Below are 12,148 nucleotides of genomic sequence, written 5' to 3'. Positions count from 1 at the left end.
TCCATGAGCAGCGCCCCTGACCCACGGGACATGTCGGCATTGGTGGCAGATTGTGCCGCCTGCGCCGGACTGTGTTGCGTGGCGCCGGGCTTTGACGCAGGCGACGATTTCGCCTTTGACAAACGCGCCTTGGCCCCCTGCCGCCACCTTGGCCCCGACAACCTGTGCCGCATTCATGAAACACTGGAAGACCAGGGCTTTCCGGGCTGCGCGCGCTTCGACTGCAAGGGGGCTGGCCCGTACGTCATGCGGCACATGTTTCCGCGCAAACGCTGGCGCAAAGACCGCGAGACGCTTGAGGCCATTGCCGAGGCCTATCGCAGAATGCGCGCCATCTGCGATATGATCGAACTGTTTCGCGTGGCCGAGAAGCTGCCGCTGTCACCCGCACAGGAAACTGCACGGCAGGGCATGTTGGACCGCCTGCTGCCTGAACCGGCGTGGACCGCCGACACACTGGCCCAAGCCGAGGCGACAGGTATCCTGTCCGATGCCCGCGCTGTTTTGTCCAGCTTTCGTGATGCCGCAACACGCGGCTAGCTCTTGCGGCCCCCGGTGCCCGACCATAGATTGCAATGAAACAGAAACGAGGTTCTGACCATGGCCATGGAAGCATCCGAAATCGAAGCCCTCATCCGCGAGGCTTTCCCGGACGCGAAGATCACCATCACCGACCTGGCTGGTGATGGAAACCACTATGCCGCCGAAGTGGTGGATGAAAGCTTTCGCGGACAGAACCGCGTGCAGCAGCAACGCGCCGTCTATGCTGCGCTGAAAGGCAAGATGGATGGCAGCCAGGGCGAACTTCATGCGCTGGCGCTGACCACCAAAGCCCCGGAATGACCAGATGGGCACGACGCTGCCTGACGACAACAGACATCAAGGAACTGACATGACCGACGCAAAAACCCGCATCGACGAAACCGTCAAAGCCAATGACGTTGTGCTTTACATGAAAGGCACGAAAGATATGCCGCAATGCGGGTTCTCGTCCCGCGTGGCCGGTGTTCTGAACTTCATGGGCGTCGATTTCGCCGATGTAAACGTGCTGGCGGATGAAGAAATCCGCCAGGGGATCAAGGATTATTCCGACTGGCCCACCATCCCGCAGCTTTACGTCAAAGGCGAATTTGTGGGTGGCTGCGACATCATCACCGAGATGACCCTGTCGGGCGAGTTGGACACGCTGTTTGACGAAAACGGCGTGGCCTATGACAAAGAGGCTGCCGACAAGATCCGCGAAGCCAACGGCTAAATCGCGGCCATTTCGGGTCGCCGATGGCACAAACCTTCTGACACGCGCGAGCCCGGAGCGCCGCGCGTGTCAGACATATTCGTGCATCTATTATTTGTGGAGCGTCTCAGCGCGCAACACAGTCAGACAGTAGCATGTCGTCCGTGCTGTTGGGGACATCTTCCCACGCCAGAAACGCTTCACCTCCCTTCGTCCACCAGACATAGCCAGCCCCATCAGGGGCTTGGGTGTATTTGGCGCCAGAGCCGGAGGGGCTGATCACCATGCCGATCTGCTGCCCCTCGACAGCGATTACAGCGAATGATGCGCCGTCCGTGTTGATATAGGTGGCCGTAACACGCGCCCCGCGTTCGCAGTCGTACTGCATGGTTTCGATCCCGTCGGCAGAGCAAGCGGGCGCGACGCTTAGGGTCACCAAAAGGGTCGCCAGTGTTTTGACACACGAACGCATGGTCAACCGGCCTGCGATCGTCAAGACGCCCGTTCTTCGATTTCGGCAGCCACGGCTTCCGCGCGCGCCGCGATTTCGGCCAGCGTGTCCGTCACAGCATCGGGGATCACCGGAACCTCGACCTTCTGTGGGGCGGCGTTTTGCAGCGCGTAAAGCTGCGCTTCCAGATCAGCGACCTTCTTCTCTGCCAGTTTGACCTTGTCTTCCATGCCCGCCGTCTTGTCGGCCAGCATCAGACCGGCCATCAGCAACATCCGGCTTTCGGTCAGATTGCTCATCTGGCTGACCAATACGGACGCCTCATTGTCCAGCATCTTGGCGGCAGTCAGCAGGAAATGCTCTTCGCCCTCCTGGCAGGCCACATCAAAATTGCGACTTCCAATGGTGATATTGACATCAGGCATCTGCACCCTCCCGCCCCGTTTCGGCCGATCCCGAGGGTTTCAGCCCTTTTTCGAAGATCAGTTGCCCCAGTTCACCCAACACTGCATCCAGTTCCGCTCGGTCTGCGGATTGCGCGACGCGCAGCCCTTCCAGTTCGGTGGCCATGGCCGTGTTGACCAAGCCGGCATCAGCCAGCCCGCCACCCACAGCATCGCGCAGCGCATTGCTGTTGGCGCGCAGGTCAGCGTTCACCTGACGCAGCTTTGCCAGCACTTCCTCACTCGCAGACAGTTGCGCGGTCAGCCGCTCAACTTCGTTGCGCAGCGCAGCGACCTCTTCGGTGCGGCTTTGTTGCAGGGCTTTCACGCGTTCGGCCAACTGACGGTTCGCCGTGCGCTCTTCTTCCAGTTCCGTCGTCAGGCGCGCGATGTCGTCTGCGGCCCCCGTTGCCTGCGCAGGCAGCGCGGACAGGCCATTGCTGATCCGTTCAAGCGCGGTGGTAATTCGGGTTTCCAGTTCGGAAATATCACTCATATTCTGCCCTGAGCCAGTTTTGTTTGCCTGATCTTGTCACATGGCTGCCGACCTGACAACGCAAGACCTGCGCGCGAATCGGCCATGCGACCTGCTGTGCCGATCTTAACCGACCCCCGGTTAAATTTCGCCCCCGTTCAATTCCAAACACTTGGCCCGCGACGTTCAGCTTGGCTTGACCCTTGGCGAATGGCTGCTATCAGGGGGCCAACCTCAACTTTGCCAAAGGATGTTGACCGTTGGACATCGCCACGCTTCGCAAAACTCACCCCGATCACTGGAAAAAAGCAACCGCGATCCGTTCGCTGACGCTGGATGCGGTCGCCGCCGCCAATTCGGGTCACTCGGGCATGCCGATGGGCATGGCCGATGTGGCGACGGTGCTGTTTGAAAAGCATCTGAAATTTGATGCCTCCGCCCCGCGTTGGGCGGATCGGGACCGGTTCATCCTGTCGGCCGGCCATGGCTCCATGCTGATCTATTCGCTCTTGCACCTGACAGGCTATGAAGATGTAACACTGGATCAGATCAAGAATTTCCGCCAGTGGGGCGCGATCACGGCGGGCCACCCGGAATTCGGTCATGTCTCGGGCGTGGAAACCACCACCGGCCCGCTGGGCCAGGGCATCGCAAACGCCGTCGGCTTCGCGATGGCAGAAGAAATCCAGCGTGCGCGGTTTGGCAAGAAGATCGTCGATCACCATACCTATGTGATCGCAGGTGACGGTTGCCTGATGGAAGGCATCAGTCAGGAAGCCATTGGTCTGGCCGGGCGTCATCAACTGGGCAAGCTGATCCTGTTCTGGGACAACAACGACATCACCATCGACGGCAAGGTGTCTCTGTCGGACTGCACCAATCAGGTGCAACGCTTCAAGGCGTCGGGCTGGCACGTGCAGGAAATCGACGGCCATGACCCCGAACAGATCGACGCCGCGATTGCCAAGGCCAAGACCACGAAAAAGCCCTCGATGATTGCCTGCAAGACGCATATCGCGTTGGGGCATGCCGCGCAGGACACCTCGAAAGGTCACGGTGCGCTGACCGACGCAGAACAGTTGAAAGCCGCGAAAGAGGTTTATGGCGCGCCCATCGGCGCCTTCCAGGTTGAAGACGACGTGAAAGCCGCGTGGGAAGCCATCGGGTCCAAAGGGGCCACGGCGCGCGCCGAATGGGACGCCCGTTTTGCCTCGATCAGCGAGCGTAAACAGGCCGAGTTCAACCGCGCCTATGCACTGGACGTGCCCAAGAAGCTGGGCGGCGTCGTGCGCGCCTTGAAACGTCAGGTGGCCGAAGGCAAACCCACGGTCGCCACCCGCAAATCGTCGGAAATGGCGCTTGAGGTGATCAACCCGGTGATGCCGGAAACCGTGGGCGGGTCGGCTGACCTGACCGGGTCAAACAACACCAAGACCGGCGATCTGGGCGTCTTTGACGTGGACAACCGCAAGGGCCGCTACATCTATTGGGGCATTCGCGAGCACGGCATGGCTGCGGCGATGAACGGCATGACCCTGCATGGCGGCATGCGCCCCTATGGCGGCACGTTCTTCTGCTTCACCGACTATGCCCGCCCGGCAATGCGCTTGGCATCTTTGATGAAAATCCCGACGGTGTTCGTGATGACCCACGATTCGATCGGCGTTGGTGAAGACGGCCCGACCCACCAACCGGTCGAACATCTAGCGATCTGCCGCGCGACCCCCAACAGCTATACCTTCCGCCCCGCCGACACGGTGGAAACGGCGGAAGCGTGGGAGTTGGCGCTGACCTCGAAAGAGGTGCCATCAACCCTGGTCTTGACCCGTCAGAACCTGCCGACCGTGCGCACCGAGTACAAGCAACGCAACCTGACCGCTCAGGGTGCTTATGTTCTGGCGGATGCCGAAGCAGGAAAGCGTCAGGTGATCCTGATCGCCACCGGTTCCGAAGTATCGCTGGCGATGGACGCCCGCGCCGCGCTGGAAGCCCAAGGCATCGGCACCCGCGTCGTTTCCATGCCCTGTATGGAGCTGTTTGCCGAGCAGGACGAAGCCTATCGTCGCAAGGTGCTGCCCGCAGGCCCTGTGCGCGTCGGGGTCGAGGCCGCTGTGCGCGATGGCGGCTGGGACCGCTGGCTGTTGGGCGAGCGTGGCCGCGAGGCGAAAGCCGCCTTTGTTGGCATGGACAGCTTTGGCGCGTCGGCTCCGGCAGGCGTGTTGTTTGAAAAATTCGGCATCACCGCTGAAAACGTGGTTACGAAGGCCAAGGAACTGCTGGGTTAACACCTGATTTTTCAACGCAAAGCGCCCCGCAAGAGATTGCGGGGCGTTTTTTTGTGCAACACTTGTTGTCAGCTCAGCAACTGCGCAATCTCGTCATACCCGCGCGCGACCGCATGTTCCAAAGGCGTCACGCCATCACGGTCGGGGATCGAGGTATCCGCCCCGGCCCTTACAAGAATACGCACCGTCTCGATATGGTCTGGTCCGCCATCGCCCAGCACCACGGCTTCCATCACCGCAGTCCAGCCCAGGTTGTTCACATGGTCAAGCGGGGCGCCCGCTTGAACCAGACGGGCCACAACCTCGTGATGTCCCAGGTGGGCGGCGGCGATCAACGCAGTGCCATCATAGACACTGGTGATCAGATCCGGTCGATTTCCCAACTCGATTGCCAAGGATACAAGATCCGGGTCATCAGCCACGGCCGCGATGGTGACGACGTCGTAGACGCCATGTTCAAGCGCGTTCATGTCAGCCCCCCCTTTTGCCAAGGCCTCCAGAACCGCGTCATGCGAGGCAAAGGCCGCGACATGGGCGGCGGTGCGGCCCCGTCGGTCGCGGGCGTCGGGGTTGGCGCCAGCGGCAATCAACGCCGCCACATCCTTGGCGCGCCCTTCATGGGCAGCCAGATGCAGCCCGGTATACAAGGCAATGTCGGATGCCGACGGGGCGGTTTGGGCATGGACCATGGTCGAGAACGCCAAGGTGAACACAGTGGTCAGAGCGCGAAGCATAGGTATATCTCCCTTTCGGTACGGCCCGCCACCCCGGTCGGCGGCAGACCGCAGTTTGCATTACTCCGCGCCGATCGCGTCCAGGCCCGCGCGGGCGCAGGTCTCGTCAATCGCACCTGACGGGGCACCCCCGACACCGATCCCACCAACCAGCGCGCCACCGATCTTGATCGGCAGGCCTCCGGCTTGAATGACCAGACGGCTGTCCATGTCGCGCAGACCCTCGTTTTCAGGCGCAGAGCCGATGAAACCGGCAAGCCCCGCCGTGTCACGCCCCATGCTGGCCGAGGTGAACGCCTTGCCGGTGCTTGACCCGACCGTGTGCGGACCGGCATTGTCAGCGCGCAAAAGGGCCTTGGTCACACCGCTGCGCGCCACGATGGCGACGCTGACATTGTGGCCTTCGCCCGCGCAGGCGTCCAGCGCGGTCTGTGCGGCTTTGGTTGCCAGATCAAGCGGCAGGTAAGGCGCGGTGGGCAGGTCTTGTGCGTTCGCCGCGACGGGCATGGCGATTACGATAGCGAGTGCAAGTTTGCGGATCATCGGTCAGTTTCCTTTTGTTTGCGTGATGATCCATGTCTAATTTGCCCTGCCATATCGGAATATTCGTAACGCCCGCATCCCTGTCCGTAGTTTTACGGATCCCCCTGTGCCTCCAGCCAGAAACGGGTCAGCTCTGCCGTCGATGTGGTGCCGGCCTTGGCCGCGATGGCGGCGCGATGGCTTTCGACCGTGCGCGGTGACAGCCCAAGGGCGTGCGCGATCTGCTTGGTGGTCACGCCCTTCGCGATCATCTCAAGCACCTCGCTTTCGCGCGGCGACAGGGCGCTGACAAGCGCCTGCGCCTCGGCACGTTCGGCGGCGCGCTGCTGACAGGCTTCAAGCTCTGCCTGCCCCTTCTGGATGGCGTCGATCAGATCCTGTTCGTCCACCGGTTTTCGCAGGTAATCTATCGCTCCGTTGCGGAAGGCGCGGCGGCAGGCTTCGATATCGCCGTGGCCGCTGATGATGACGGTGGGCCAAGATATTCCCTGCGCGGACAGTTTTTCCTGCAGCTTCAAACCTGAAATCGCGGGCATTCGAATATCAAGGATCAGGCATCCGGGCGGCAGGTTTGCGGCCTGTGTCAAAAACGCCTCGGGCGAGGCAAAGCTCTTGACCGTCACGCCTACGGTTTCCAGCAACAGCGTCAGCGCGCTGCGCACCGCTTCGTCGTCGTCCACAAGATAAACCGCATTGCTCATGCCCCAGTTTATGAAACAGCAATCGGCAGAGACAACCGAAACGTGGTGTGCGAGGTCCCGAAAAGCAGCTCTATGTCCCCGCCCATTTCCTCGACAAGGCGCTGACACAGGGCCAGACCAAGCCCGGTGCCGTCTTTCTTTCCTGTTACAAAAGGTTCAAAGACCCGCTCGCGTATGTCGGCGGGCACGCCGGGACCATCATCAGATACCTCAAGCACGGCCCTGTCCCCCACCCGGTGGGCACGGAGCAGGACGCGCGCCCGGTCTGCGGCATCAAGCGCATTGCGCACAAGGTTGAAGATCACCTGTTCCAGCTCGACCGGATCGGCTTTCACATGCAACGGCGCATTGGGCAGGTCCAGGGTGACAACCGTCCCCTTGGCCTGCGCTTCCCTGCCCAGCAGGCGCTTCACACGTATCGCGGCATCATTCAGGGAACAGGCTTGCGCCAGATCACGGTTGGGGCGGCTCCATCGTTGCAGCCGTTCAAGGATGTCCGCGCCACGTTGCGCCTGTGTGACCGTATCATCAAGCACCCGTGCCAAACCTTCGACATCCCCACGCCGCACCAAATGGCGTCCGGCCTGTGCCTGGCTCAGGATCGCGGTCAGGGGTTGGGCAAGCTCATGCGCCATACCGCTGGCCATTTCCCCCATCGCGTTGACGCGCGACGCGTGTGCCAGCCGGGTTTCCAGGGCGCTCAGATCGGCGCGTTGTTCAGCCTCTTTCCGGCGGGCACGCTGTTTCAAGCCCAGCGCAACCAGCCAAAACAAAAGCGTCGCCAAGGCTGTTGCCACAAGGACCGTGCCAATGGGCAACAGATCCGCTGTGCGGATGCGCAACGCCGTTTCCAGAATCAAGGGCTGCGACGCGCTTCCGATCGTCTTTGAAAAGGTCGCATCCCCCGTCGCCAGCCCCCCGGTCAGCACATCCCCCTGCGGGCTCAGCAGTCGATGCGACACCGATGGACGTTGCCAGAACGGATCGTCACTGGCCACCAGCGCCGCGGCATTGATGTTCAGGGCAAGCGCATATCGCGCCGCCTGCGAGTTCGGGCTGCGCTTCACCAGCAGATACCGATCCGCATCGACGATCGATGGTGCGATCTGCAAAGCGCCCGTGGACTGAAGGGCAATGCCTCGAACCCGTGTCGCATCCTGAGCGCCAAGCGCCAACGGCGTCTGGATATCAGGTCGGGTCGGGTCCAGTGACAGGGCATTGACCGACACAATACGCGGATAGAATCGCGTGATCGTCGCCGCCACCTCGATCAGCAGATCCTGACGTGCCTCTTCGCTGGCCACGAGGATGGCGGACAAGGCGGTCAGATGCGCATCATGTTGATCTGCGCGCTGCGACGCGAGCCGGTGCAGTCCCTCGCTTTTGACGGTCAGTTCCCGCACCAGGCGTTGACGTTCCATAAAAGCCAGCGTGGCAAGCACCATGGCGATGGCGCAGGCCCACAAGGCCAAGTATCGCATGGCAGATCGGAATGTCGACGTCGTGAACCGCATCCGCTTTCATCTCAGGAAGGTCGGACGCCGCCAATCCGTACAACTACGGTCCGCGAAGATGAGGTGTACCATCGGCAGGTATCTTACGCCTTTCCCTTGAACACGGATTGCCAGACCGGGCTGATCACGCGGGTGGCGACGGGAATGATCAGGATGCCAAGCGCCAGCCCCACGATGCCGTCCAGCGTCGCCGTCACCGCCCATTCGACAAACCCGGGCATGCTGGGCACTGCCTGGGCTGCGGCCACTGCGATGTCGTGGATGATTTCATAGGGCTGATGCACACCCAGCTCGTGCAACCCGTGAATGATGATCGACCCGCCGACCCAGATCATTGCTGCCGTGCCGATGATGGTCAGCAGTTTCAAGAACCCCGGCATAGCATTGACAATGCCGCGCCCGAACGCACGGGTCGCCGACAACCGGCCGCTTTGGGCCAGATACAGGCCCACGTCATCCATCTTCACGATCAGCGCCACGGACCCGTAGACGACCACCGTGATGCCGATGGCCACGACGGCCAGGGTCGCGGCCTCCATCCAGATGTTGCTTTCGGGGATGGCGGCCAGGGCAATGGTCATGATCTCGGCAGACAGGATGAAGTCCGTCTTGATCGCACCCGCCACTTTCTCTTTTTCCAGATGGGCCGGATCGCCGATGTCATGTTCGGCATGATCCCAGGTGTGTTCATGTGGAAACAGCACATGCCAGACCTTCTCTGCCCCTTCGAAACACAGATAGGCCCCGCCCAGCATCAGAAGCGGCGGGATCAGCCAGGGCGCGAAAGAGGACAGCAAAAGCCCGATCGGCAACAGGATGATCAGCTTGTTCTTGATCGATCCCCAGGCAATGCGCCCGATGATCGGCAACTCGCGCTTGGCTTCGAACCCTTGCACGTATTTGGGCGTGACCGCAGCGTCGTCGATCACCGCACCAGCCGCTTTTGCCCCCGCCTTGGCCGCTTGCCCGGCCACATCGTCCACCGATGCCGCCGCGATTTTCGCGATGCCCGCCACGTCATCCAACAGCGCAATCAAACCACTCATCAACCTGCCCCTATGCTTGTGCTGAAACGGAGACTAATCACTTTCGCGCGCGGGGTGAAGCACTTGCCGATCGCGGCAAGGACACGTAAATCCCTCAGGTCGTTTGCGCTAACGACTCGTTCACCCGTCATGTTTTCGCTAACAAACTGGTGTCAAACGCGTTTTGCGGGTTGGGCCACGGCGTCAGGGTCGCTATATCAGCGGAAAGTTTTCGGGCCATCGGGCCAAAACCTGAGGGGAAGACGTATGACCGTCACAGTGGGTATCAACGGATTTGGCCGCATCGGCCGCTGCACCTTGGCGCAAATCGCCGCATCGGGGCGCAATGACATCAACGTGGTGAAGGTCAATGCGACCGGCCCGCTTGAGACCGCCGCGCACCTGTTGAAATACGACAGCATCCACGGACGCTTCCCCAACCAGATCACCCTGGGCGATGGCACCATGGATGTGGGGCGAGGCCCGATGCAGATGATGTCGACCTATGACCTGGGCGAACTGGACTGGACCGGCTGTGATGTGGTTCTGGAATGCACCGGCAATTTCAATGACGGTGAAAAGGCAAAGCGCCACATCGAACGGGGTGCGCGCAAGGTTCTGATCTCGGCCCCCGCCAAGAACGTGCAGAAGACCATCGTGCTGGGCGTGAACGACAAAGAGCTTGAAGCCCATCACAACATGGTCTCGAACGGGTCCTGCACCACCAACGGGCTGGCCCCGCTGGCCAAGGTGCTGCACGAGGCGCTGGGGATCGAGCGTGGTATCATGACCACCATCCATTCCTATACCGGCGACCAGCCGACGCTGGACCGCCGCCACAAGGACCTGTATCGCGCCCGCGCAGCCGCCATGGCGATCATCCCGACTTCGACCGGTGCGGCCAAGGCCCTTGGCGAAGTCATGCCGGAACTTGCCGGCAAGCTGGACGGCACCGCGATGCGTGTGCCGACCCCGAACGTCTCGGCCATCGACCTGACTTTTGAGGCCGGGCGCGACACTTCGGTGGACGAAGTGAACGAGATCGTGCGCAAAGCCGCCGAGGGCACCATGTCCCGCGTGCTGGGCTATGACGCAGAGCCCAAGGTCTCGATCGACTTCAACCATACCGAACAAAGCTCGATCTTCGCACCGGACCAGACCAAGGTTGTGGGCGGCCGCACCGTGCGCGTGATGGGCTGGTATGACAACGAATGGGGGTTTTCGACCCGCATGGCCGATGTCGCGGTGAAAATGGGCTCGTTCTAGGCCGACGCGCCATCCGAAATTTCAACCCCGCCCCCTTTTGTGGCGGGGTTTTCTTTTGCCCTTGCCCCTGCCCGTCCGCCATTGCAACAATGCGCCAAACAGGCAGGAGCAGGCTTTGACAAACCAGATCGCGCTGAGCCTTGGCATATTGATCGTCGGGTTGATCGGGGCGGACCTGCTGCTTGCCGACGGGGCCAGCCTGTTGTTTCTGTCCAGGAAATTCCTTGAATTCACCGAATGGATTGCCTTCTGGCGCTGATCACTGCAGCGGCGCGTCAGGATCTTCTCTTGACCTTTTGAGCGAAATGTTGATGTTAGCGCTCACACATCTCGGTTGACCGCACCGGGTTTCGACCTGTGTCACCTCATGCAAGGATGAAGAACATGACAGTCAAAGTGGCCATCAACGGATTTGGACGGATCGGGCGGCTGGTGCTGCGCGCCCTGCATGAAACAGGACGCACGGATATCGAGGTGGTGGCGATCAACGACCTCGGACCGGTCGAGATGAACGCCCATCTTCTGCAATTCGACAGTGTGCATGGACGATTCCCGAACGAGGTGAGTTACACCGATGACACGATCGATGCGGGCCGTGGCCCGATCCGCGTCACCGCGATCCGCAATCCCGCCGACCTGCCTTGGGGCGATATCGACATCGTGCTGGAATGCACCGGTATCTTCAAAGGCGACAAGGCCAAGGTGCATCTTGAAAACGGCGCCCGCCGGGTGCTGGTGTCGGCGCCGTCCTCGGGCGCGGACAAGACCATCGTTTATGGTGTAAACCATGACACGCTGGACGCAGCTGATGTGCATGTCTCGTGTGCGTCGTGCACGACCAACTGTCTGGCGCCGGTTGCCAAGGTTCTGCAAGACGCCATTGGCATCAACAAGGGCTTCATGACAACCATCCACAGCTATACCGGCGACCAGCCGACGCTGGACACGCTGCACAAGGATTTCTATCGCGCCCGCGCCGCCGCGCTCAGCATGATCCCTACGACCACCGGGGCTGCCCGCGCCGTTGGCCTTGTTCTGCCTGATCTGGCAGGAAGACTGGATGGCGTGGCGATCCGGGTGCCTACCCCGAACGTGTCCTGTGTGGACCTGACATTCGAGGCTGCGCGCGACACCACGGTGGACGAAATCAACGCCGCCATCATCGCCGCCGCGACCGGCCCGATGAAGGGCATCCTGGGCGTCGTCGACCGCCCTCTGGTTTCATGCGATTTCAACCACGACCCGCATTCGTCAAGTTTCGCGCTGGATCAGACCAAGGTGCTGGATGGCAACATGGTGCGTGTGCTCAGTTGGTATGACAACGAATGGGGCTTCAGCTGCCGGATGTTGGATACAGCCGCGGTAATGGCAAAACACCTCTGAGTCACGTGCATCCACGACGAAGCCAGGGTGCCGCCCCTGGCCCGTCGGTTTGACGCGCCGCATCCCCGTTTCGCGACATCGCCAGAAATATTAT

15 protein-coding genes are annotated in these 12,148 nt (G+C 61.2%); 7 read left to right on the top strand and 8 right to left on the bottom strand.

The annotated features are described in order from the left end of the window. Window positions 1–3 precede the first annotated feature (3 nt). Genes MUY21_RS11615 through grxD form a run of 3 tightly spaced genes read left to right on the top strand, consistent with a single transcriptional unit; the run spans window position 4 to window position 1,255 of the window. Window positions 4–540 (top strand): hypothetical protein, encoded by a 537-nt coding sequence (locus MUY21_RS11615; RefSeq protein ID WP_248410536.1) that lies wholly within the window; start codon window positions 4–6, stop codon window positions 538–540. Window positions 541–600: 60 nt separating this feature from the next. After that, window positions 601–843 carry a BolA family transcriptional regulator gene (locus MUY21_RS11610; protein WP_191285452.1) on the top strand — a complete coding sequence of 81 codons (243 nt, stop codon included), beginning with the start codon at window positions 601–603 and terminating at the stop codon, window positions 841–843. Between the two features lie 49 nt (window positions 844–892). Continuing rightward, the gene (gene grxD / locus MUY21_RS11605) at window positions 893–1,255 is read left to right on the top strand and encodes a Grx4 family monothiol glutaredoxin (RefSeq protein WP_191285451.1); all 363 of its coding nucleotides are present in this window, start codon (window positions 893–895) and stop codon (window positions 1,253–1,255) included. Between the two features lie 106 nt (window positions 1,256–1,361). Here grxD and MUY21_RS11600 read toward each other — a convergent pair whose 3' ends face one another. The 3 genes from MUY21_RS11600 to MUY21_RS11590 form a co-directional block, all read right to left on the bottom strand. Next, window positions 1,362–1,622: an MliC family protein gene (locus MUY21_RS11600; protein ID WP_248410535.1), complete on the bottom strand. Its 261-nt coding sequence runs from the start codon at window positions 1,620–1,622 to the stop codon at window positions 1,362–1,364. A 104-nt stretch (window positions 1,623–1,726) separates the two neighbouring features. Further along, a complete protein-coding gene (locus MUY21_RS11595; protein WP_191285449.1) occupies window positions 1,727–2,110 on the bottom strand; it encodes a cell division protein ZapA in 384 nt (127 codons plus the stop codon). After that, on the bottom strand, window positions 2,103–2,624 hold the full coding sequence (locus MUY21_RS11590; protein ID WP_248410534.1) for a hypothetical protein: 522 nt from the start codon (window positions 2,622–2,624) through the stop codon (window positions 2,103–2,105). The genes MUY21_RS11595 and MUY21_RS11590 overlap by 8 nt, the downstream gene beginning before the upstream one ends. Before the next feature lie 239 nt (window positions 2,625–2,863). Here MUY21_RS11590 and tkt point away from each other — a divergent pair, with 239 nt between their 5' ends. After that, window positions 2,864–4,888 (top strand): transketolase, encoded by a 2,025-nt coding sequence (tkt, locus tag MUY21_RS11585; RefSeq protein WP_248410533.1) that lies wholly within the window; start codon window positions 2,864–2,866, stop codon window positions 4,886–4,888. 68 nt (window positions 4,889–4,956) lie between these two features. Here tkt and MUY21_RS11580 read toward each other — a convergent pair whose 3' ends face one another. From MUY21_RS11580 to MUY21_RS11560, 5 genes are all read right to left on the bottom strand, one after another. Next, window positions 4,957–5,622: an ankyrin repeat domain-containing protein gene (locus MUY21_RS11580; RefSeq protein WP_248410532.1), complete on the bottom strand. Its 666-nt coding sequence runs from the start codon at window positions 5,620–5,622 to the stop codon at window positions 4,957–4,959. Between the two features lie 60 nt (window positions 5,623–5,682). Beyond that, complete coding sequence (locus MUY21_RS11575; protein ID WP_248410531.1) at window positions 5,683–6,165, bottom strand: heme-binding protein; 483 nt, start codon at window positions 6,163–6,165, stop codon at window positions 5,683–5,685. A 92-nt stretch (window positions 6,166–6,257) separates the two neighbouring features. Continuing rightward, the gene (locus tag MUY21_RS11570) at window positions 6,258–6,866 is read right to left on the bottom strand and encodes a response regulator (RefSeq protein WP_248410530.1); all 609 of its coding nucleotides are present in this window, start codon (window positions 6,864–6,866) and stop codon (window positions 6,258–6,260) included. 8 nt (window positions 6,867–6,874) lie between these two features. Next, on the bottom strand, window positions 6,875–8,380 hold the full coding sequence (locus MUY21_RS11565) for an ATP-binding protein (RefSeq protein ID WP_248410529.1): 1,506 nt from the start codon (window positions 8,378–8,380) through the stop codon (window positions 6,875–6,877). A gap of 83 nt (window positions 8,381–8,463) precedes the next feature. Next, complete coding sequence (locus MUY21_RS11560; RefSeq protein WP_248410528.1) at window positions 8,464–9,426, bottom strand: DUF808 domain-containing protein; 963 nt, start codon at window positions 9,424–9,426, stop codon at window positions 8,464–8,466. 246 nt (window positions 9,427–9,672) lie between these two features. On the opposite strand from MUY21_RS11560, the gene gap (MUY21_RS11555) reads away from it, so the two are divergent. From gap (MUY21_RS11555) to gap (MUY21_RS11545), 3 genes are all read left to right on the top strand, one after another. Next, window positions 9,673–10,671, top strand: a complete 999-nt coding sequence (gene gap, locus MUY21_RS11555; protein ID WP_248410527.1) for a type I glyceraldehyde-3-phosphate dehydrogenase — start codon at window positions 9,673–9,675, stop codon at window positions 10,669–10,671. A gap of 115 nt (window positions 10,672–10,786) precedes the next feature. Further along, complete coding sequence (locus MUY21_RS11550; RefSeq protein WP_191285439.1) at window positions 10,787–10,930, top strand: hypothetical protein; 144 nt, start codon at window positions 10,787–10,789, stop codon at window positions 10,928–10,930. Window positions 10,931–11,055: 125 nt separating this feature from the next. Then, window positions 11,056–12,054 carry a type I glyceraldehyde-3-phosphate dehydrogenase gene (gene gap / locus MUY21_RS11545; RefSeq protein ID WP_248410526.1) on the top strand — a complete coding sequence of 333 codons (999 nt, stop codon included), beginning with the start codon at window positions 11,056–11,058 and terminating at the stop codon, window positions 12,052–12,054. The last annotated feature ends 94 nt before the right edge of the window (window positions 12,055–12,148 follow it).

This window comes from Aliiroseovarius sp. S2029 (genome assembly GCF_023195575.1).
Classification (GTDB): domain Bacteria; phylum Pseudomonadota; class Alphaproteobacteria; order Rhodobacterales; family Rhodobacteraceae; genus Aliiroseovarius; species Aliiroseovarius zhejiangensis.
Note: the sequence above shows the minus strand (reverse complement) of the source record. Positions and strands in the feature narration are given on the sequence as shown.